Origin of the sequence: Tardiphaga sp. 619_E2_N8_4, assembly GCF_051810905.1 — a bacterium.
GTDB lineage: Bacteria > Pseudomonadota > Alphaproteobacteria > Rhizobiales > Xanthobacteraceae > Tardiphaga > Tardiphaga robiniae.
Genome location: NZ_JBPWQJ010000001.1, coordinates 4010807 through 4031053 on the forward strand (window position 1 = coordinate 4010807; position 20247 = coordinate 4031053).

The window sequence follows — 20247 nt, forward strand, 5'->3', positions numbered from 1 at the left end:
AAGTGTCGCGTGGTAGGAGGCGCCAGCGTGTCGGTGCACCCCGCTACCTGGTGCCGTAAGCACGGTCACCGGCATCACCGAGACCCGGCTCGATATAGGCGTGATCGTTCAGACGATCGTCGATCGCGGCTGTCCAGATCGGCACATCGGGGTGATAACCACGCAGGCGCTCGATACCTTCGGGGGCGGCGAGCAGGCAGACGAACCGGATATCCTTGGCGCCGCGTTCCTTGATGCGGTCGATGGCGGCGACGGCCGTGTTCGCTGTGGCCAGCATCGGATCGATCACGATCACCAGACGCTCGTCGAGATTGGTCGGCGCCTTGAAGAAGTACTCCACGGCGACAAATGTTTCGGGGTCGCGGTACAGGCCGATATGCGCGATGCGCGCGGAAGGGACGAGGCCGATCATGCCTTCGACGAAAGAGAGGCCGGCGCGAAGGATCGGTGCGAAGACCAGCTTCTTGCCGGCGATTTCCTTGCCGGTCATCTTCATGATCGGCGTTTCGATCTCGACATCGGTGAGCGGAAGGTCGCGCGTCACCTCGTAGCACAGCAGCATGCCGATTTCGTTGAGCAGTTCGCGAAAGCCCTTGGTCGAGCGGTTCTTGTCGCGGATCAGCGTCAGCTTGTGCTGCACCAGCGGGTGATTAACGATCGTGACGCCGTCCATGAACCTCATCCGTTGCGAGAGTGTAAAACCGTCTTTGATCTAGAAAACCGTACCGTCGCTGATGACCTTCACCGGCGGCGAATGATCCTCGCGGCGCTCGCGCGCCAGGATGCGGCCGGCGGCCCATGTGCCACCTTCGAGCACCTTGGCCAACGGCAGCGACGTCGCGTCGAGCTTCAGTCTTTGTCGCAGGCCGCCGGCAACGCGGTCAAGTAGCGCTACGGTCAGTGCCCGCCATTCCACCACCAGCGGCGACGATACGTCGTGCTCACGCGCGGCGTCAGCAGGATCGCGAAATTTCAGGACACCACCATCGACGAAAAGACCACCATTGCGATATTCGGCCAATCCCGTGAGGCCGTCGATATCGGTCACATCGATGCCTGCGGTCTGCAGCGGTTCGATCAGCGAATAGGCCAGCCATTGCGACAGCTTGTGCAGGGGCACAAGGCCGCTCGTCGCATCCGAGGTCGTCATCGCCGGATGCTTCCAGCAATCGCCGAGCGCGATGCCGTCCAGCGTCAGCCGCGACGGCCAGATCGGACCAAGTTGCAGCAGCAGTTCCGAGAGGATGGTGGGAGCGGGCAGGCGGCCATTGTCAGCCAGCGACGCCAGACGGTCGAACAATCCGCCGGGCCGCGGCGTACCCTTCGTGCCGAACATATCGGGCTTCGACGCTACGTGTTCGCCAAGCCGGCGCAGCAGATCGGCGCGGCCGTCGATGCCGACCATTGGATTGGTGTCGGAGACCTGCATGCCGTGCTTGAGATCGCTGACGTCGAGCTCTGCGAGCTTGCTGGCATCGGCGCGCAGTGGCTGTGCGGGATCGGCAGAGAACGTGCCGCCGGCGAACATCGCAAGGCTGGCGAGACCGAGACCTTCGGAGCGGCCGATGGCCGCGCCGGTTTGGGGATCGGTATAGCGCCAGGTTGGACCGGCCCCGGCATCGAGGAACACGCTGGTGATAGCGAGATCGAATTCCGCGCGTCCGCGTGTTGCGCGATCAGGCCATGAAGTGCCACCCGCGACATCGGCCCAGCGATTGTCGCCGGCATTGACGAAGTGACGCCAGCGCGAATGGAACGGGACATCGAGCGACGGATAGGAGGCGCGCGTCGTGTCCAGCACCAGGTTGATCACGTCGTCCATGCGCGTGAGATCGATGCGGAAGTTCGGCAGTTTGTCGTCGAGGCCGAGGGTCAGCATGCGTTGCGCACGGGTGCGTACGGCGTGAGCTGACAGTAACGAGAGGGCCGCAGAGGCTTCCGGGGTCTGGGGATTCACTGCTGATATCTCAATACTTCTCAAGCCCGCGACCGACGGAATCGATCAGATCCTGCGGTGTCACCGGGTCCGGCGTGAAGTAGCCAGCCGCCTTCTTGGCGGCGATCTCCACATGCGCATCGGCCGGGATCATGTCGTCGGGGATCGGCACGCGCTCGACGATCTCGACGCCCTGACTGGTCAACGCATCATGCTTCATGTCGCTCATGGAAATGAAGCGATCGATGCGCTTGAGGCCGAGCCAGTGCACCACATCCGGCATCAACTGCTGGAAGCGCGCATCCTGCACGCCGGCAACGCATTCGGTGCGTTCGAAATACTGCGCAGCAGCGTCGCCGCCTTCCTGACGTTTGCGCGCGTTGTAGACGAGGAATTTGGTGACCTCGCCGAGCGCACGGCCTTCCTTGCGGTTGTAGATGATGATGCCGAGACCGCCGGACTGACCGGCGCGCGCGCATTCCTCGATACCGTGAATTAGATAGGGGCGGCAGGTGCAGATATCGGAGCCGAACACGTCGGAGCCGTTGCACTCGTCGTGGACGCGGCAGGTGATCTTGGTCGTGTGATCCGGTAGCTTGCTGACGTCGCCGAACAGATAGGCAGTAGTCCCGCCGATGGGCGGCAGGAACACCTGCAGGTCAGGCCGGGTCACGAGTTCGGGAAACATGCCGGCGGTCTGTTCGAACAGCTGGCGGCGCAGATTGTTCTCGCTGGTATCAAAACGTTTGGCGAGACCGGGCAGATACCACACGGGATCGATAGCGATCTTGACCACGGAGACGCTGCCATTGGCATGCACGACGTCGCCGTCGTGTTTGAGGCGACCGCCAGCGATCGCGGCCTGCAGCTCGGGCAGATCGAGCCGCGCCTTGGTGATCGCAATGCTCGGGCGGATATCGATGCCTTCGGCGATCTCGGGCGCAAAGTTTTCGGCAACGAGATGACCCCAGGGATCGAGCGATACGATCTTCTCGGGATCGGTCCATTGTCCGAAAGGCCCGACGATAGCAGCGGGATGGGTATTTGTGAGATCGGGACGCTTCAGCGGATCAAGCGCGCCGGATGAAACGGCGAGCGCGCGATAGACCGAATAGGAGCCGCCATGGGTGCCAATGACGTTGCGGTCCTGCGGGCGGGATACGGTGCCAATGACCGGTCCACGTTCGCGTGCGGAGGCTGCGCCCCAATGGATCGGGAAGTGATGCTTGGCGCCCGGCGCAGGATGCGACGTCAGGCGAATATGATCGATCCGGTTGGAACGGCTCATCGCAAAGGCCCCCTAAAATGGCAACGGCCCGTCTGGAAGGACGGGCCTTATTGCTAAGGAAGCAACTAACTATAACTATCTCCCGAACAAATGCAACAGGGAGAAAGACGTGGTAGCCGGGGCGGGACGTCTCGCAAGCTCCGCCGCACCCAATATGCGCCGGTTGCCGACAATTTCGGCGCATTCGGGCCTTGTGTCACGCGATCGTCACGGCGAGCATACGCTTTATCAACCATGTTGGAGTGCCTGATATGCGCGCCGTTCTGGATCATTGCAGCGATGGCGTGAAGCACAGCGTTGCAGCGGGCGATACGATCATCCGGGAAGGACAGACCAGCGGGCATTTGTTCGTGCTGATCGAAGGGCAGCTCGATGTCGTCAAGGGCGACACGGTGGTTGCGAGTTTGACCGAACCCGGTGCTGTGGTCGGTGAAATGTCGGTGCTCCTCGAACAGCCGCATACCGCGACCGTGCGCGCCGCGATGGAGACGCAAGTCTATGAATTCGAGAATGCGACGGATTTCTTGCGGGATCACCCGACCGTCGCGCTGATGATCGCGCGGCTGCTGGCGCAGCGGCTCAATGTGGCGACGAGCTATCTTGCCGATATCAAGCAGCAATATGCCGGCCATGGTACGCATCTGTCGATGGTCGGCGAGCTCCTGGACAACATGGTCAACCTGTCGCCGACGAAGGTGTCACCAGGTTCGGATCGGGGCTCGGATCGACAAAACGATCCACGGATGTGAGCCATGCGGGCGCGACCTTGATCGGTAACGCCGGACGCTGCAGCGGAGCGTTCAGATCGATATGGTCAGCGCCTTCCGCCGATAGCCAGAATGCTGTGCCGTCATCAAGGTCGAGCACGATGTAAGTTGGCGGCCGACCGAACTGTCGGCCTGCATTGAACACCCAGGTCTCACCAATCCGGTCGTACCATGAGCCGTCTTTGACAAACGGAGACTCATGCACGTGGCCTGAGATCACCATCGCAGGCCGATGCGCCTCGATCCATTGCACCAGTTCGACGTCGCCGAAGTATCGCTTGCCGCTCCAGCTCGTCGGCGAGTTGGTCGGCGGTGCGTGATGGACCCAGATCCAGCGTTTTGCGCTTTGTGCGGATGCTTCGCTGAGTTGTTGCACGATACGCTGCTGAACCAGCGGACCGTCCCACCACGGGCAGACTGTAAATAACGTATCGCCGATGGTGAGGCTGTCGCCATCGCAGGCGATGCCGAGTTGCCTGACATCGCCAACCCATCGCGCGATCTTCTCGCCTTCATCGTTGCGTTCGTCGAGATCGTGATTGCCAGAGCACAGGATCACCTTGGTGCGTTGGGCAAGCAGGCCGAGATACTTTTTCACCACCAGGATCTGGGCACGGAAGTCCACGATCGACGCGATATCCAACGCGTCACCGGCAAAGATCACGAGGTCGAATTGCGGCGCGACGCTCAGCAGCCAGTCGAACTGGGGCAGAGAATAATGCAGGTCGGCCACGACAAGGCAGCGCATATGAAATCCGAGGTCCGGAAAGAAAGAGAAATATCAGCAGACTGAAAGGTGCAGTCTAGGCATGCGATGGAACCGCGCAAGGCGAACGGGCGCGGCATATTTGTGCAGGTTGGGAGTGTTTAAGGCGCGGCCGCAGCGCAGACGGGCCTAGCCCGCAGCGCTGACCGGCGGTTTGGCCACGGGCTTGGTGACGGCGCAGAACCGCAGCACGATACGCGTGCCAGCATGGTCGGGATCGCGCTCGACGGAGGCGTCGAGCTTGTTGGCCATGGCATTGACGATCCGCTGGCCCATGCCGGTGGAGCGCGGGTCGACTTTCACGTTGAGGCCGACGCCATCGTCAGTGATCGACAGTTCGAGCTGGTCGCCCTGCGCGGTGAGCACGACATGGATCGGGCCGGCTCCGTCGGGATAGGCATATTTGACGGCGTTCATCACCAGTTCGTTGACGATGATGCCGATGGCTACGGCGCGGTCCGGATCGATCTCGACAGATTCGGCCTTCAGCGTCAGGCGCGACATCCGGTTGCCCTCGGCCGAGCGACGTAGATCTTCCAGCAGGGCTTCCAGATACTGATTGAGCAGCACGCTGTTGAGGTCGTGCGAGGTGTACAGCCGGCGATGGACCTGCGCCACGGCGGCGACACGGCCCATGGCGTTGGTCAGCGCTACCTTGACGTGATCTTCACTGGTTGAATTCGCCTGCAGATGTAGCAGCGAAGCGATGATCTGCAATGAGTTGCCAACGCGGTGATTGACCTCGCGCAGCAATACCTCGCGCTCGGCTGCAAGGGCAGCGTAGCGATCACGCGATGCGTGGACTTCCGCTTCGGCGTCGTCGCGGGCCTTCGATATCAGGGCCTGCTTGATGGCAGTCGTACAGGCGACATGCAGCAGCGGCAGGAAGTCGCCCTGGGTGTCCTTCACCAGATAGTCAGCAGCGCCCGCTTTTAGTGCGGTAACGGCGATCTTGCTGTCCTGCGACGCCGTGACGAACACCACAGGGGGCGGCGAGGGCAGTTTCTGGATCTGCTCAAGCGTTTCCAACCCGTCGAGGCCCGGCATGTACTGATCGAGCGCGATGACGTCGATGCCACCCTGCTTGATCCGTTCGATACCGGCTTCGCCATTGTCGCAATGCTCGACGCCAAAGCCCTGCCGCGTCAGGCCGCGCGACACCAGCCGCGCAAGACCTGCGTCGTCATCGATATACAGCAGCGTAGGCGTCGTGGCAGATGTCATGTGGACGCTTGTGGAACCTGAATGACGGAGAAAAACAGACCGAGTTGGCGGATCGCGTTGGCGAAGCTCTCGTAGTTCACGGGCTTGGTGATGTAGACGTTACATCCGAGCTCGTAGCAGCGCTTGATTTCCTGCGCGTCGTCGGTGGTGGTGAGGACCACGACGGGCGCACATTTGAGAAATTCGTTCTCTTTGACTCGCTTCAGGATATCGATCCCGGTCATGTCGGGCAGGTTGAGGTCGAGCAGAATCAGCAGGGCTTCGCCCTTGTGATCGAGGCCAGTGCTATCCTTGCCGAACAGATAGTTGACGGCGTCTGTACCGTTGGTGAACGGGATGATCTCATTATTGACACCCGAGCGCCTGATATTGCGTTCGATCAGACGGGCGTGCCCCTCGTCGTCTTCGATCATAATGATGGTAACTGGCTTACTCATGTTTGTTTATCCCGGTTATGCCCCGTCCATCTGGCCGGCAGCGTGACGGTGAAGTTGCTGCCGTTGCCGAGTTCCGATGACACCGACATGGTGCCGCCCATTCGTCGCACCAAAGCGCGCACATGGGCCAATCCGATGCCCTGGCCGGGCTTGTCCTGTGTACCCGCACGGCGGAAAAGATCAAAGATGCGCTGATGATCCCGGGGATCGATGCCGCGGCCGTTGTCGATGATCTCGAAGATCGCAAAGCCCATCTTGGTGCGGCCCTTGACGAGAATGTCGCCAGGGACGCCGGGCTTCAGATATTTCAGCGCATTGTCGATCAGGTTGCCGAAGATCTGTTCCATTGCGAGACGATCGCTCTCGATGTCAGGCAATGGCTCGATGCGGATCTGGGTTTCGGTCTCGGCTGCCTGATGCGCTACAGTGGAAGCGATGCCTTCGATGAGTTCGCGGGTGTCGATCTTGACGGGCTTGAATTCGCGCCGGCCCTCGCGGGTCAGATTGAGAATAGCACTGATCAAGCGGTCCATCTTGCCGATCGATGACTTGATGAAGCCGAGCGCTTCGGTGAAATCGGCGGAGAGTTGCTTGTCCTGTTCGGGCAGCGCCGGCTCCGGCAATTCGCCGTTCACATCGGCCACGACGGGCTCTGCATTGGCGAGCGTCGCGATGCGCCTGAAGATGTCGCCGCGCAGCTCCTCGAGCTCGCTGGTGAAGCCCATGATGTTGACCAGCGGCGAGCGCAGGTCGTGGCTGACAATATAGGAGAAGCGCTGCAGCTCGTCGTTGGCTTCGCGCAAGTCGGCGGTGCGCTCCTCAACGGCGGCTTCGAGGTCGATGTTGCTGTCGCGCAACCTGGCCTCCGCCTCATCGCGGGCGTTTGACGAGCGGCGCACGAGGAAGATCGACAGCGCCGCCAGGAGCACCACCAGGCCGGAGCCGGCCACGGTGACTAACGAGGCCCATTGCTGACTCTGGTCGGCCGTCCGGGTGCGTTCGACAAACAGGCGGCCTTCTTCGGCGCGCATCGCCCGGGTGATATCGGCGATGTCCTGAACGGCCTGATTGGCGCCGCCGCGACGAAGGATGTCGATGCTCGACTGGATGTCGTTGTTCTTGATGCGGTCGATCCCCCTGGCGAATTCCGCCAGTCGCTGCTCGACGGCTGCACGCAGTTTGACCGTGTTGGCGACCTGGGCCGGATTGTCGTTGGCGAGGGCCACCAGTCTGTCGACGGCCGGCAGGATCGCGGCCGCCGAGGTTTCGTATTCGGAAAGGAATTGTGGACCGCTGGACAGCAGATAGGCGCGGGTCGCGCTTTCGGTTCGGCGGATTTCCAGCAGCAGGTTCGATATCTGGTTCTGGACTTCGACGGTGTGCACCACCCACCTGGAATCGTCACGTGCCTGGTTCACCAGGATAACGGAGGCCGCGCTGATGGCGGCAAGCACCAGCAATCCCGCCAGGAGCAGCAGGATTTGCCATAGCGCTCGCCTGCGGGCGGCGTCAGCGGTCACGTAGTACTCGCTTGGATTGCAGATTGGACTTCAATATGGCCCCCGCCGCCGGACGTCTCCCGGCAGCACAAAAAACGCGGATCGAGGCGATTGGTTCCAGACTGATCCCAAATGTTTCAGGTCTTGGCGGGCTTGCCCGCGAGATACTGTTCCAGCCAGTGGATGTGGTAGTCGCCCTCGATAATGTCGCTTTCCCGGGCCAAGGCCCGGAACAGCGGCAGGGTCGTCTCGACGCCGTCCACCACGATCTCGTCCAAGGCCCGGCGCAGCCGCATCAGGCATTCCGGCCGATTCTTGCCGTGAACGATCAGCTTGCCCACCAGCGAGTCGTAATAAGGCGGGATCTTGTAACCCTGATAGACCGCGGAATCGATGCGAACGCCGAGGCCGCCGGGGGCGTGATACTGGGTGATCGTGCCGGGCGAGGGCCGGAAGGTTTCCGGGTTCTCGGCATTGATGCGGCACTCAATGGAATGGCCGATGATGTTGACCTCTTCCTGGGTGCAGGGCAGGTCGCCGCCGGCGGCGATGCGGATCTGCTCCAGCACGAGATCGATGTCGGTGATCATCTCGGTGACGGGATGCTCGACCTGGATGCGGGTGTTCATTTCAATGAAATAGAACTCACCGTCCTCGTAGAGGAATTCGATGGTGCCGACGCCGAGATACTGCATGTCCTGCATCGCCTTGGCGCAGATGCCGCCGATCCTGGCACGCGCTTCCGGTGACAGGATAGGCGAGGGGCCTTCCTCCCAGACCTTCTGGTGCCGGCGCTGCAGCGAGCAATCGCGTTCGCCAAGATGCAGCGCGCCGCCGCGGCCATCGCCCAGCACCTGGATTTCGATGTGGCGCGGCCTGGTCAGATACTTTTCGAGATAGACCGACGCGTCGCCGAACGCAGCCTTGGCCTCGTTCGAGGCAGTGGACAGCGCCATCAGCAGATCGGCTTCGGTCTGCGCGACCTTCATGCCCCGGCCGCCGCCGCCGGCGGCTGCCTTGACGAGGACCGGGAAGCCGATCTCGCGGGCGATGGCTATGGCATCGTCTTCGGGGCCGACGCCGCCGTCGGAGCCGGGCACCACGGGAATGCCAAGCCGCTTGGCGGTCTTCTTGGCTTCGATCTTGTCGCCCATCAGGCGGATGTGTTCGGCCTTGGGGCCAATGAACTTCAGATTATGGTCGGCGAGGATCTCGGCGAAGCGCGCATTCTCGGACAGGAAACCGTAACCGGGATGCACCGCATCTGCGCCGGTGATTTCACAGGCGGCGAGCAGCGACGGGATGTTGAGGTAGCTGTCTTTCGACGCCGGCGGGCCGATGCACACGCTCTCGTCGGCGAGGCGCACATGCATGGCGTCGGCGTCCGCTGTTGAATGCACGGCCACGGTCGCGATACCGAGCTCCTTGCAGGCCCGCAGGATGCGCAATGCGATCTCGCCGCGGTTGGCGATCAGGATTTTCTCGAACATGGCGTTCCGAAGTCAGAGGACGTTGTGGTGTTACTCGATGATGACCAGCGCTTCGCCGTATTCGACCGGCGAGCCGTCTTCGATCAGGATCTGCGTCACGGTACCGGCCCGCGGTGCTGGGATCTGGTTCATGGTCTTCATCGCCTCGATGATGACCAAAGTCTGTCCGGCAGCAACCTTGGCGCCGACTTCGATGAAGGCCGGCTTGCCGGGCTCCGGGGCGCGGTAGACGGTGCCGACCATCGGCGAGGGCACGGCGCCGGGATGCTTGGTCATGTCGGCGGCGGCCGGTGCGGCAGCAGCTGCGGCGACAGGCGCGGGTGCAGCAGCCGGTGCGGGCGCATAAGCCGGCACAGCGGCAGCAACGCTGATGTTACGCGCGACGCGCACGCGCAGACCGGCGCGCTCGACCTCGATCTCGGTGAGGTTGGTTTCATCCAGCAGCAGCGCCAGTTCGCGGATCATGCCGCTATCGTTGCTGGCTTGCGGCGTTGCGGTCTGTATGTCGTCAGGCTTGCGGGCCATGGGCAATCCAATGTCTGAAGTGAAAGACGAATAATGAGCGAAGCGGGCGCGTCACGCGATGGCGTTGGCACCGATTTTTGCGGCGAGGCCGCTGATGGCAAGGCGATAGCCCTCGATGCCGAAGCCGCAGAGGCTGGCAAAGGCTGCCTTGGCGATGAAGGAATGGTGGCGGAAGCTTTCGCGGGTGTAGACGTTGCTGACATGCACTTCCACAGTTGGAATGCGCACGCCGACGATGGCGTCGTGCAAGGCGATCGAGGTGTGCGAATAAGCGCCGCCATTGATCACGATGCCGGCCACGTGTTTCTCGCGGGCCTGATGGATATAGCCGATGAGCTCGCTCTCGCTATTGGACTGCCGGCAATCTGCGGTCAGGCCATATTGCGCGGCCGTGGTCACGCACAACTTCTCGACATCGGCCAGAGTTGCATGCCCATAGGTGTCCGGCTCGCGGATTCCCAGCAGGTTGAGGTTGGGGCCGTTGAGCACGTAGATGGTGTTGGTCGTGGCATTGGCCATCGGACATCCCGGGCAATAGCAATGGGCGCGGGTGGGCGCCGTTCTGCCCGGGGTTATAGGTAACCAAACCGCGGAGGGGAAGCCTCTAGACCCCGGGTTCCCCCAGCCAAATACCTCACCCAATTCATAAAAAGCCCGATGGAACCTGTGGAAAATGCTTATTAACCAAGGTTAAAGCCACTGGTGCCATTCCGGCAATCTGCCGGATCACGACAGGGGCGGAGCGTCCCGGATAGCAAACGGGCGGACCCTTTCGAGCCCGCCCGGGTGTCACATCAGATGCCCCGCCTTAGGCGTCGATGACTGCGACGATTTCGAGTGTCCGCGGGTTCACGACGATAATCTCGTTGCGAACCAGGAAGAACTCATAGCCGCGCCAATCCGGATAGACGGTGATGATCTCAGCCGGAAGCGGGTGGAAGCGGACTTCACGCGGCACACGGGTGCCGACCGAGATCGAGAAGTTCACATTGGTCACCGGCTGGATATTTTGCTGCTTGATGACCGTGGTGACCTTGGTGCGCTGCTCGGTGGTCAGCTTGGCGCCCGCGCCGGCCTGACCGGTAGTCGTGGTCGACTTGGTCTCCGTCGATGTCGACTTGGTGTCAGCACCTGACTTGGAGTCGGTCGACTTGGAATCGGCCTTCATGTCCTTGCCGGCTTTTCCGCTGTCACGGGTCGAGTCGGTCGTACGCTTGTCGTCACGCTGCATCTTGTCGTCCGACTGCGTCGACTTCACCGCCGGCTTCTGCTCGGACTTGTTGGTGGTGTCGGTCGCTTCGTCCTTGTTGACTGGTGCGTTGCGTTCGGCCGGCGCAGCACGATCAGCAGCCGCGCCGCTTGCGGGCGCGCTCGTTGCGCCGCTACGTGCAGCACCGCCCGCCGGCGCCTCACGGGTCATTCCGGCACCTCCGGCGCCACCACCCGACGTTGCAGCTCCCGCGCCGCCGGGATTTTGCGCGCTAGCCAAACCCGAACCTGCAATCAGTGCAGCGGCGGCGACGCTCATCAATAAACGGTTGTTCATCTTGGTTCTCCTCGCGATGCATTGCCCGCCGTACAACGGCATTGGCGGAGGGATGTTCCTGAGAAAGTGTAGTTCCATTGCTTTTGTTATGCTTGAGTATACGTCACGCCGCGTCAGGGCTTGATCTTCGTCTTGTAGACTTCATCGCCGTTGTCATCGATGACGACGACCTTCCGGTCACAGTCGCCTGCGATATCAACCGCGATTTGATGAGCAATACTCTTGGCGACATCCCTGGCTTGCGTGTCGTCGCTACAATCCAGACCTACGGGGTCCTCAAGCCGGAAACCATCGACAATCTCGAAATGATATTTTGGCATTGCTCTTTCTCCTCCTCCGTAAAGGGCAATCCACCACCGTTGGGGATGTTCCTAAGTCGGAAATGGAATGAAGACGGTCTCAGCCGGAACCAAATGGCAGCACGTGCATTGCACTATCGAATAAGGAAAATGCGATGCCTGCCTTTGTGGAGATGATCGTTCAGAAGATAGCGGAAGCGGCGCCGATCGAGAATTCGGTGTTCGATTTTGTCGCCGGCGTCCTGGAAAATACGGCAAACAGGCTATCGCGCTTTGAGCAGCGCTCGGATGACGGCGAGACGACAGTCGAGGACGTCGCGTAACCATCGTTGTAATATTGATCAGGTTTCAAAGAGGCCGGCTGTTACGCAGCCGGCCTCTTTACTATGCGTTCGACATGGACAGGGCGGGCTCAACGACTAACATCAGGTCATGTCAGTCGGGATCTGCGGAGCTGTGCTTCGATGAGGAATTGGATTGGAGGAATCCTGGCGCTGGTAGTCTTGTCGGCTGTGCCCGCGCTCGGATGGGAGCATTGGGGCGGCGACCCTGGTGGCTCTCGCTTTGTGCCGCTTGAGCAGATCACCTCCGACAATGTCAGCCGCCTGATCGAGGCTTGGCGCTTCCAGACTGGCGATCTCCTGCGTCGCACACCTGCGCAGATGGCGCGCACCAAGTTCGAGGCGACGCCGCTCCTGGTTGAAGACAGCCTCGTCTTCTGTACGCCATTCAACGAGGTGATTGCACTCGATCCTGCTAGCGGTCGGCAGAAGTGGCGTTTCGATGCGCGGGTCGCAGCGGATGTGCGTCCGGCCAATCGATGGGTGTGCCGCGGCGTAGCCTATTGGCGTGACGATCGCGCAGCATCTGGAGCTACCTGTCGCAGCCGCATCTTCATGGGTACCAACGATGCTCGCATCATTGCGCTGGATGCCGCGACCGGACTGCCATGTGCAGACTTCGGCGCGCAGGGTGAGGTCAAGCTCGACCCGGGAATGCCGCTTGATGGCCCCGGTGAATTTCAGATCACATCGCCGCCGGTGGTGGGGCGCGACGTCGTCGTGGTCGGTTCTGCACTCGCGGACAATCGGCGTGTGAGCGCGCCCAAGGGGACCGTCCGCGCGTTCGATGTGCGCAGCGGCGCGCCGCGATGGTCGTGGGATCCGCTGGTCCATGACGGTATCGAAGCCGGGCATGCCAATGTCTGGGCGCCGATGTCGGTGGATGACGAACGCGGATTACTGTTCTTGCCGACGTCGTCACCCAGTCCGGATTTCTGGGGTGGCAAGCGGCCCGGTAACAATGCGCATGCCAATTCGGTCGTTGCGCTGAAGATCGACACGGGTGAACTGGTCTGGTCGTTCCAGACCGTGCATCACGATGTCTGGGACTACGACGTGCCGGCGCAGCCGACGCTGGCCCGTATCGATCTGGCAAGCGGTCCGCGCGACGTCGTGATCCAGGCCACCAAGCAGGGCTTTCTGTTCGTGCTGGATCGCACCAGCGGCGCGCCGATCTGGCCGGTGGAGGAGAGGGCCGTTCCGCAAGGCGGTGTCGAGGGCGAAGCGCTATCGCCGACGCAGCCATTTCCGACGCATCTTCCGACACTGGTGCCGCAGCGGGTAACGCCGGATGACGCGTTCGGCGTGACATTCTGGGATCGCGGCAAGTGCCGGGATGAACTGGCCAATGGACGTAACGAAGGCCTCTACACGCCACCTGCGACGGGTGCCGGCACCTTGCTGTTTCCGATGACCGGCGGCGGCGTCAACTGGGGCGGTGTTGCCTTCGATCCTGTCCGGCAGGTGCTCTATGCCAATACGAGCCGCGCCGTGCATCGGGTGACGCTGATCCCGCGCGCCGAGGCGCAGAACTACAGGCGGCCGGCCGGTGCCGATTTCGGCGCGCAGCGCGGCGCGCCTTTTGCCATGACGCGGGCGCTTGTAACGTCGCCGCTCGGCATGCTTTGCAACAAGCCGCCCTGGGGCGCGATGGTCGCGGTGGACCTCAAGGCCGGCAAAGTGCTGTGGGAGTCGAAGGTCGGCACCAGCGAGGATATCGCACCACTGGGCCTCGCCCTGGCCACCGGCATGCCGCTGGTCAATGGTCTGCTGGCGACACGCGGCGGCGTGATCTTCACCGGCGCGATGGACGCCTACCTGCGTGCGTATGATGCGAAGACCGGCGCCGAACTCTGGCAGGGGCGGCTACCGGTGCCGGGCGTCGCCAATCCCATGACTTACGTCATCGGCGGAGAGCAGTATGTGGTCATCGCCGCCGGCGGTCATTCGGAAGTAGGCACCTCGATCGGCGACAGCGTCGTGGCGTTTCGTCTTGCGCACGACGGAGAGGCGCCATCGCTGCGCTCGCTTTATATCGATCGTCCCGGCGGCCGGCTTCGCGCCGGCGCGATCGCGTTTGGCGCTTTGCTCGTCCTGTTTCTTGCTTTTGTTCTAGCCTGGCGTGTTCGGCGCGAGGCGCGGGTGTGACTTAAACCCAGCGCTTGTCAGCGGTGAAGTCCACTGTCAGCCAGTAGCCGGGGCTGAGCCCGCCCATGGCCAGGGCAATCTCCGCGCGGATGGCGTCGAGTTCGGCGAAGGTCTTGCTGATCTCGCCAGACGGTGCCACCAGTCCTATCTCGATGAATTGCTGGCGGCCGGAGCGCATCACATGCGAGCTGCAATCGCTGAAGCCGTGCTTGTACGCGATCGATTGCGCGAGCTCGCGAACCTCCTCGTCGAGATCGCTCGGTGCGACCTGCAGGATGTCACGGCCGGCATTCCAGATCGTCGAAAGCGGAAACGGCAGCAGGCAGATCGCAACCACCAGCAGGATCAGCGGATCGACCAGCGGTGCATAGGCCGCTGCCGGAGTCTTCGCCATCACCGCTCCGAGCAAGAAGCTGATGCAGACCGCCAGACTGAGGACGCCGCCCATCAGCCAGGCACGGGCATCGATGTCGAGCAGTTGCGAGCCGTGTTCGCCGGCCGAGCGGCGGATATAGATGCTCATGCCGAAGCTGATGGCACCCGCCACCGCAGCGAAGATAGCGCCGGGGCCGAATTCGATGGCGCGACCGCCGGTGATCAGCCCGTTAAGGCCGTCGATGAAGGCATAGGCGCAGGCGAAGCTGAGCACCGTGCCGTTGATCAGCGCGAGGATCGGTTCAAGGTGCCAGTAGCCATACTGGAAGCGGTCGTCTTCGCCTCTGCTGATCAGTCTTGCGGTCAGCAATGCAACGCCGGTCATGGCTGCGTCGATCAACGTGTAAAAACCGTCGAAGGCGATGGCGCGCGAACTGATGGCGAGCCCGAAAGCGATGCTGGCAAATGAAATGAGAAGCGTGACGTAAATTGAAATCTTCAGGAGCCGCTGCTCCTGTTTGGTATCGGTCAACATTGGGAACTTAGGCGGGGTGTCCGCTGCATCCTTTTACCGTTGGGGATAGGTTACCCTATCACAGATGGCGTTCAGCCGCTTTGACCGCTACCGCAAGATAAATAAAAAACCGGCTGCGATGCAGCCGGTTTGTCATATTTCCGAGATGTTCAGGACGGCGCGGGCGATGGTATGAATCACCCTGGCGGTGTCTGGGTTTACGAACAGAGCGCCTTGCCGCAGCGGGCCTGGTTGATCTTCTCCTTCAGCGCGTCTGCGCCGACGGCACCGATGATCACCTGCTTGCCGATGACGTAGCTCGGCGTGCCGTTCATGCCCATGGATTCCGCGAGCTTGAAGTTCTCTTCGATGGTCGCGCGCACTTCCGGGCTGGCCATGTCCTTTTCCAGTCTGGCGACGTCGAGACCTGCTTCCTTGGCCGCTGCCAAGGCGCGGGCCTTGTCGGCCTGGCCGCGGCCGCTCAACAGCTTCTGGTGGAAGTCGAGATACTTCTTGCCGGTCGGGTCCTGCATGCGCACGGCGACAGCAACCTGGGCGGCTTCAACCGAGCCGGGCCCGAGCACCGGGAATTCCTTCAGCACGACCTTGAGCTTCGGATCATTCTTCATGATGCCGACCATGTCGTCCATGGCGCGCTTGCAGTAGCCGCAATTGTAATCGAAGAACTCGACGAAGGTGACGTCGCCATCCTTGTTGCCGACGACGACGCCGCGTGGCGAGTTGAAGATGGTGTTTGCATTCGCGGCGATCGCAGCCTGATGCTTCTCGGCTTCAGCCTGGGCCTGACGCTTGGTCAGCTCGGCCGAGACCTCTTCGAGAATTTCCGGATGGGTGATCAGGTAGTCCTTGATGATCTTCTGGATCTCGCCGCGCTGGGCGTCATTGAACGTCTGCGCCGATGCAGGCGCGCCGCACAGGGCGAGGGCCACAGCGGCAGAGGCGAGAAGGCGGAACGAAGGCATGGGCAAATTATCCTTTGGAAAAGGCCGAGTCAGAAAGCCACGTGTCATTCGGGAAGCTGCTTAGCATTTTGAGGGCGAAATACGCGTTATTTGTGAAGGCGGTCACGCGCAATTCATCATGGCGCCGCAGGTCTCAGAAGCCGGAATGGTGGTGATCCGGCCCGGTCATTGCAGTGAGGGCATGCGGTGCCGGCAAGGGAGCGCTTCCGATCTCGTCATCGAAGATCGGTGCCAGCGGTGGTGCGGGCTCATAGAGCACGACCCGGTTCTTGCCGCTGTGTTTGGCCTGATACAGGGCGTGATCGGCAGCCGCCATTAATCGTTCGGGGGAAGCGATGAGGTCGGGGGACCACTGCGCGACGCCGATGGAGGCGGATAGGGTTCTCACTGTGTGTCCGGCATTGCCAATTTGTCGCGGGCAGGCTGCCAGCACGCGCCGCGCGATCTCGCCGGCCTGCTGCAGGTCGGTGTCGGGCAGCACGATGCAGAACTCGTCGCCGCCGCATCGGGCCAGCGTATCGCCGGGGCGCAACTGATCTTGCGCCGCTTGGGCGAATTGCTTCAGGCAGTCATCGCCGGCGCTGTGACCGAAGCCATCATTGACCGCCTTGAAGCCGTCGAGGTCGATCGCCAGCAGTGCGTATGGGCGTGCGGTCCGCCGCGCCATCGCACATTCCTCGTCCATCCGCTGCAACAGGCGGCGGCGATTGCCAGCGCCGGTCAGATCGTCGATCAGCGCCAGTTCGGCTGCGTCGCCACGCAGGCGGTCGATCGCCATCATCAGCAGTCCGTAATTCCATGTCATGGCGAGGAATGCCGCCACCAGCATGAAGCCGGCCTGTACCGCATCGACCGTCACCATGGTCGTCTCGCTGCCGCCCAGATGAAGCAGCGCGGCAATCGCGCGGCAGGCAAAAGCAACAAGCAAGAGAATCGAGAGGTAGCCGGCCATCCGTGCGCCGTGATTGCTGCGCCGATGATCACGCGACAGTAGCAGCGGTAGCGTCAGCGCCACGGGAACGCCCTGGCTCAGCGAGTAGACGACAACGCGCATCGCATAATCGTCGATGACCAGTCTGAAGAACAGGAATCCGGCTAGGCTCGCGGAAATTACCAGGGCGGTGGCGATCCAGGATGTAGGCCTGTCGTAAAAGCGACGGATACCGACCTCTGACAGACAGTAAGCGAGAACTGTCATCTGCGCGGCGAACAGCAGGCCGACGGGATTGGGAAACAGCAGGCCGAGAGCAGGGCCGATCGACGCGCTCAGTGAAGCGGCGCTCCAGTAGCGGGCCGGGACGAAGTTCGGATAGCAGCGTGCGACATAGGCCCAGACGAGACCTGATGACAGGAAGTTGGCGAGCGTGAACCAGAAGATGGTCGTCGTGCTCATTGCCGCCGGTCCCACGTGCGTGTGACGCCGCTGTGTGCGGTTTCGTGCTCCGATGGCTGCATTGGTCTCCCCGCCGGACGCGATGAGCGCATCCATTTTCACTAAATGCAGCGAGTTCCGTTAACGGAACCTGACCGCTGCCGGCGAGAAGCTTGGGGTGGTTGTAAAAGGATGAAGATCATATCGGCGTGCACGGCAGGGCCCGGTGAGGCCGCCGCAGGCGGGCAACGTTTGCCATCGGCCCGTGCCAGCCCTCCCTCGGACGATCTGATATACCCCCTCCCGTCGGCGGTGCCGATGGGAGGGACCATGAACGCCAGGTTTGAACGGAAACTGAGGGTCCTCACGACGATTATCGCAGCTGGCGCCGCCGCCGGCGTGGCGTTCAGTGCCACCCACGATCTGCCCATTCTGCCCGGGCTCGTGATCGGATTGGTGATCAGCACGGTTCTGGGCGGCTTCGAAATCATCGTGGCCGATGGTCCGATCCGGATCTGGCTGAGCGGTCGCTCGTTCACCGCCAACCTCCTGATCAAGAGCGCGTTCTACGCCGTCGTGATTTTGGCCGTGCAATGGTTTCGGCTTGCGGATGTGCTGATCGGGCGGACGGTCGAGATCGCGGAGGATACGTTCTGGTCCAGCCTGGTCTATTCGGTCGTCGTCTCCATCGTCGTCAATCTGGCTTTGGCAATCACCAATCTCGTCGGCGGACGCGCGTTGTTGAACTTCTTCACCGGGCGCTATCACACGCCGGTCGAGGAAGAGCGTTTCGTCCTGTTCGTGGATATTGCGGGCTCGACCAGCCTGGCCGAGCAACTCGGTGGCGTCGGTATCCACCGTTTCCTCGATCGGACCTTTCGCCTGCTATCGCTCCCGGTCGTCGACTATCGCGGCGAGGTACTTGCCTATGTCGGCGACGAGATGATCGTGACCTGGACGAAGCGGGACGGTGCGGTCGATTGCCGTCCGTTGCGCTGCTTCATCGCCATGCGCGACGAATTGGCACGCAAAGCGGGGCAGTTTGAACGTGAGTTTGGCGCAGCGCCCCGCATTCGCGGTAGCCTGCATTTCGGGCCGGTGATCATCGGCGAAATCGGCGACGTCAAACGTGCGATTGTCTTCAATGGCGACGTCATGAACACCGCCTCGCGGCTGGAAGAGCTCAGTCGTGGTGTAGAGGGCGGTTTTGTCGCCTCGAAGGCGGCGATGGATTGCTTTGCCTCGACTCCGCCATTCACGATCAGCGCACTCGGTCATCTTCCCATTCGTGGACGCGTGGATGGAATTGTCGCATTCGGATTGCAGCCGCCGCGCGAAACATAATGAAATAAGCGCGCAAACAAATGGCAAATCAACCGTGCAAGAGTTTCCGGACATGGAAACCCGCATGGCCCAGTTTTCAAGATTCACTTTGATCGTTGCAGAGCTCGCGTGATGTCTCGCGCGACGCTTACCATTATTTGCACGGCGCTGCTGCTGTCGGCCTGTGCGTCGCTGCCGCGCGCTCCGCTGATCGCAAGCGCGCGCGCGACGATCCCGCAGATTCCGTTGGCCAGGATATCGCCCGACGAAGGCTATCGCATCTTCGCGGGATCGCGGCGCGGTGCCGCACCGCTCACCATCCTTGCCTTGTCCGGCGGCGGCGCTGACGGCTCCTATGGCGCAGGATTCCTGAAAGGCTGGTCCGACTCCGGGCTGCGCCCCGATTTCGATATCGTCACTGGCTCCAGCGTCGGCGCCCTGATTGCGCCATTTGCGTTTCTCGGCCCGGGCTATGACGGCCGTCTCGAAACGATCTTCACCAGCGGCGCTACTGAAAATCTGATGCGTATCGCGGGGATCAACGCCGTTGTTGGATCGGGCGTCTTCAAGGCGGGACCGATGAAAGACCTCATCTCAAAATATGCCGATGATCGGATCATCGATGCGGTCGGCGCACGGTATCGCAAGGGCAAGATGCTCATCGTGGCCACCACGAACCTCGACACCCAAGGGACGACGCTCTGGAATATGGGGGAGATCGCAAGCAGCGATAGTCCTGGCCGCTATGAGTTTTTCCGGAATGTTCTCGCTGCGTCGGCCGCTATTCCCGGGATTTTCCCGCCGGCCTTGATCGCCGTCGAGTCCAGCGGAAACATGTATTCCGAGATGCATGTCGATGGCGGCGTGACGTCGAATATTCTGGCTGTGCCGGAAAGCGTGTTGACGGCCCATGCTGGATCGCTGGCTACGAAGTCTCGGGTCTTCGTGATCGTTAACGGCAAGCTGTCGCCCGACGCCTCCTATACATCGGATCTGACGCTTCCGATCGTGGCGCGCTCGTTTCAGACCTCGGTGAAGGCCAATACGCGCAATGCGATGATCGCGACATACGATTTCTGCAAACGCAACAACTGGGATTTCAAAGCAACGGCCATCGACGCGGGCAAGCTTACCACGAGCGATCCAACCAATTTCGATACTGATTATATGAAAGAGCTCTATGCCTACGGTCGCGCCAAGGGCGGTTCGGCGAGTGGATTTCAATCCAACCTGGAAGGGTTGAGGGGGCAGGGTAGCTAGATGTGTCGCATCGCTCCAACAGCGTCTTTGGAACGCTCCCGAATACGGATATCCGTTCGGCGCCTTTGGTCTCGCACAAAAGAGATCGCGTTCCTGAGCGTGGAGGTTGCGTATTATCCGTTGCTCGTCTTCGGGATCGCGATGATCTTGTGGT

20 protein-coding genes are annotated in these 20247 nt (G+C 61.6%); 5 read left to right on the plus strand and 15 right to left on the minus strand.

The genetic code is table 11. The features are described from left to right. Window positions 1–43: 43 nt before the first annotated feature. Genes upp through AB8A23_RS19275 form a run of 3 tightly spaced genes read right to left on the minus strand, consistent with a single transcriptional unit; the run spans window position 44 to window position 3224 of the window. Entirely contained in the window at window positions 44–673 is a 630-nt protein-coding gene (gene upp, locus AB8A23_RS19265) for a uracil phosphoribosyltransferase (RefSeq protein WP_068736713.1), read from the minus strand. Between the two features lie 39 nt (window positions 674–712). Beyond that, entirely contained in the window at window positions 713–1957 is a 1245-nt protein-coding gene (locus tag AB8A23_RS19270) for a URC4/urg3 family protein (RefSeq protein WP_439058524.1), read from the minus strand. A 10-nt stretch (window positions 1958–1967) separates the two neighbouring features. Next, complete coding sequence (locus AB8A23_RS19275; protein ID WP_120289350.1) at window positions 1968–3224, minus strand: GTP cyclohydrolase II; 1257 nt, start codon at window positions 3222–3224, stop codon at window positions 1968–1970. A 251-nt stretch (window positions 3225–3475) separates the two neighbouring features. Here AB8A23_RS19275 and AB8A23_RS19280 point away from each other — a divergent pair, with 251 nt between their 5' ends. After that, a complete protein-coding gene (locus tag AB8A23_RS19280; RefSeq protein WP_120289352.1) occupies window positions 3476–3973 on the plus strand; it encodes a cyclic nucleotide-binding domain-containing protein in 498 nt (165 codons plus the stop codon). Here the strand turns inward: AB8A23_RS19280 and AB8A23_RS19285 are convergent. The 9 genes from AB8A23_RS19285 to AB8A23_RS19325 all read right to left on the minus strand — a co-directional run bounded on the left by AB8A23_RS19285 (window position 3900) and on the right by AB8A23_RS19325 (window position 11798). Then, window positions 3900–4739, minus strand: coding sequence for a metallophosphoesterase family protein (locus AB8A23_RS19285; RefSeq protein ID WP_439058523.1), 840 nt, complete (start codon window positions 4737–4739; stop codon window positions 3900–3902). The two genes, AB8A23_RS19280 and AB8A23_RS19285, sit on opposite strands and share 74 nt — an antisense overlap. Before the next feature lie 147 nt (window positions 4740–4886). Continuing rightward, the gene (locus AB8A23_RS19290; protein ID WP_120289356.1) at window positions 4887–5981 is read right to left on the minus strand and encodes a response regulator; all 1095 of its coding nucleotides are present in this window, start codon (window positions 5979–5981) and stop codon (window positions 4887–4889) included. After that, on the minus strand, window positions 5978–6418 hold the full coding sequence (locus AB8A23_RS19295) for a response regulator (RefSeq protein WP_089264105.1): 441 nt from the start codon (window positions 6416–6418) through the stop codon (window positions 5978–5980). Before AB8A23_RS19295 ends, AB8A23_RS19290 begins: the two co-directional genes overlap by 4 nt. Next, window positions 6415–7938, minus strand: coding sequence for a sensor histidine kinase (locus AB8A23_RS19300; protein ID WP_439058522.1), 1524 nt, complete (start codon window positions 7936–7938; stop codon window positions 6415–6417). Before AB8A23_RS19300 ends, AB8A23_RS19295 begins: the two co-directional genes overlap by 4 nt. 116 nt (window positions 7939–8054) lie before the next feature. Continuing rightward, window positions 8055–9407, minus strand: coding sequence for an acetyl-CoA carboxylase biotin carboxylase subunit (gene accC / locus AB8A23_RS19305; RefSeq protein WP_439058521.1), 1353 nt, complete (start codon window positions 9405–9407; stop codon window positions 8055–8057). 30 nt (window positions 9408–9437) lie between these two features. Beyond that, window positions 9438–9932: an acetyl-CoA carboxylase biotin carboxyl carrier protein gene (gene accB / locus AB8A23_RS19310; RefSeq protein WP_231080564.1), complete on the minus strand. Its 495-nt coding sequence runs from the start codon at window positions 9930–9932 to the stop codon at window positions 9438–9440. A 51-nt stretch (window positions 9933–9983) separates the two neighbouring features. After that, window positions 9984–10451, minus strand: a complete 468-nt coding sequence (aroQ, locus tag AB8A23_RS19315) for a type II 3-dehydroquinate dehydratase (protein ID WP_231080565.1) — start codon at window positions 10449–10451, stop codon at window positions 9984–9986. 289 nt (window positions 10452–10740) lie between these two features. Next, window positions 10741–11478 carry a DUF1236 domain-containing protein gene (locus AB8A23_RS19320; protein WP_439058520.1) on the minus strand — a complete coding sequence of 246 codons (738 nt, stop codon included), beginning with the start codon at window positions 11476–11478 and terminating at the stop codon, window positions 10741–10743. A 113-nt stretch (window positions 11479–11591) separates the two neighbouring features. Then, window positions 11592–11798 (minus strand): DUF6894 family protein, encoded by a 207-nt coding sequence (locus tag AB8A23_RS19325; RefSeq protein ID WP_439058519.1) that lies wholly within the window; start codon window positions 11796–11798, stop codon window positions 11592–11594. Window positions 11799–11932: 134 nt separating this feature from the next. Between AB8A23_RS19325 and AB8A23_RS19330 the strand changes: the two genes are divergently transcribed. Further along, the gene (locus tag AB8A23_RS19330) at window positions 11933–12100 is read left to right on the plus strand and encodes a hypothetical protein (RefSeq protein ID WP_439058518.1); all 168 of its coding nucleotides are present in this window, start codon (window positions 11933–11935) and stop codon (window positions 12098–12100) included. Window positions 12101–12241: 141 nt separating this feature from the next. Then, the gene (locus AB8A23_RS19335; RefSeq protein WP_439058517.1) at window positions 12242–14266 is read left to right on the plus strand and encodes a pyrroloquinoline quinone-dependent dehydrogenase; all 2025 of its coding nucleotides are present in this window, start codon (window positions 12242–12244) and stop codon (window positions 14264–14266) included. Window position 14267: 1 nt separating this feature from the next. Here AB8A23_RS19335 and AB8A23_RS19340 read toward each other — a convergent pair whose 3' ends face one another. The 3 genes from AB8A23_RS19340 to AB8A23_RS19350 all read right to left on the minus strand — a co-directional run bounded on the left by AB8A23_RS19340 (window position 14268) and on the right by AB8A23_RS19350 (window position 17531). Further along, entirely contained in the window at window positions 14268–15176 is a 909-nt protein-coding gene (locus AB8A23_RS19340; RefSeq protein ID WP_231080569.1) for a cation diffusion facilitator family transporter, read from the minus strand. Window positions 15177–15373: 197 nt separating this feature from the next. Then, entirely contained in the window at window positions 15374–16138 is a 765-nt protein-coding gene (locus AB8A23_RS19345; RefSeq protein ID WP_439058516.1) for a DsbA family protein, read from the minus strand. A 133-nt stretch (window positions 16139–16271) separates the two neighbouring features. Next, window positions 16272–17531: a GGDEF domain-containing protein gene (locus AB8A23_RS19350; protein WP_439058515.1), complete on the minus strand. Its 1260-nt coding sequence runs from the start codon at window positions 17529–17531 to the stop codon at window positions 16272–16274. Window positions 17532–17636: 105 nt separating this feature from the next. Here AB8A23_RS19350 and AB8A23_RS19355 point away from each other — a divergent pair, with 105 nt between their 5' ends. Together AB8A23_RS19355 and AB8A23_RS19360 are read left to right on the plus strand one after the other, a co-directional pair. Continuing rightward, window positions 17637–18854, plus strand: coding sequence for an adenylate/guanylate cyclase domain-containing protein (locus tag AB8A23_RS19355; RefSeq protein ID WP_439058514.1), 1218 nt, complete (start codon window positions 17637–17639; stop codon window positions 18852–18854). A 111-nt stretch (window positions 18855–18965) separates the two neighbouring features. Next, window positions 18966–20093 (plus strand): patatin-like phospholipase family protein, encoded by a 1128-nt coding sequence (locus AB8A23_RS19360; protein WP_439058513.1) that lies wholly within the window; start codon window positions 18966–18968, stop codon window positions 20091–20093. The last annotated feature ends 154 nt before the right edge of the window (window positions 20094–20247 follow it).

Coding starts and splice junctions, on each gene's coding strand:
- AB8A23_RS19290 (WP_120289356.1), bottom strand. CDS start 5,981: ATGACATCTGCCACGACGCCTACGCTGCTGTATATCGATGACGACGCA.
- AB8A23_RS19355 (WP_439058514.1), top strand. CDS start 17,637: ATGCAGCGAGTTCCGTTAACGGAACCTGACCGCTGCCGGCGAGAAGCT.
- AB8A23_RS19330 (WP_439058518.1), top strand. CDS start 11,933: ATGCCTGCCTTTGTGGAGATGATCGTTCAGAAGATAGCGGAAGCGGCG.
- accC (WP_439058521.1), bottom strand. CDS start 9,407: ATGTTCGAGAAAATCCTGATCGCCAACCGCGGCGAGATCGCATTGCGC.
- AB8A23_RS19285 (WP_439058523.1), bottom strand. CDS start 4,739: ATGCGCTGCCTTGTCGTGGCCGACCTGCATTATTCTCTGCCCCAGTTC.
- AB8A23_RS19335 (WP_439058517.1), top strand. CDS start 12,242: ATGAGGAATTGGATTGGAGGAATCCTGGCGCTGGTAGTCTTGTCGGCT.
- aroQ (WP_231080565.1), bottom strand. CDS start 10,451: ATGGCCAATGCCACGACCAACACCATCTACGTGCTCAACGGCCCCAAC.
- AB8A23_RS19325 (WP_439058519.1), bottom strand. CDS start 11,798: ATGCCAAAATATCATTTCGAGATTGTCGATGGTTTCCGGCTTGAGGAC.
- AB8A23_RS19360 (WP_439058513.1), top strand. CDS start 18,966: ATGTCTCGCGCGACGCTTACCATTATTTGCACGGCGCTGCTGCTGTCG.
- AB8A23_RS19320 (WP_439058520.1), bottom strand. CDS start 11,478: ATGAACAACCGTTTATTGATGAGCGTCGCCGCCGCTGCACTGATTGCA.
- AB8A23_RS19280 (WP_120289352.1), top strand. CDS start 3,476: ATGCGCGCCGTTCTGGATCATTGCAGCGATGGCGTGAAGCACAGCGTT.
- accB (WP_231080564.1), bottom strand. CDS start 9,932: ATGGCCCGCAAGCCTGACGACATACAGACCGCAACGCCGCAAGCCAGC.
- upp (WP_068736713.1), bottom strand. CDS start 673: ATGGACGGCGTCACGATCGTTAATCACCCGCTGGTGCAGCACAAGCTG.
- AB8A23_RS19295 (WP_089264105.1), bottom strand. CDS start 6,418: ATGAGTAAGCCAGTTACCATCATTATGATCGAAGACGACGAGGGGCAC.
- AB8A23_RS19350 (WP_439058515.1), bottom strand. CDS start 17,531: ATGAGCACGACGACCATCTTCTGGTTCACGCTCGCCAACTTCCTGTCA.
- AB8A23_RS19345 (WP_439058516.1), bottom strand. CDS start 16,138: ATGCCTTCGTTCCGCCTTCTCGCCTCTGCCGCTGTGGCCCTCGCCCTG.
- AB8A23_RS19340 (WP_231080569.1), bottom strand. CDS start 15,176: ATGTTGACCGATACCAAACAGGAGCAGCGGCTCCTGAAGATTTCAATT.
- AB8A23_RS19275 (WP_120289350.1), bottom strand. CDS start 3,224: ATGAGCCGTTCCAACCGGATCGATCATATTCGCCTGACGTCGCATCCT.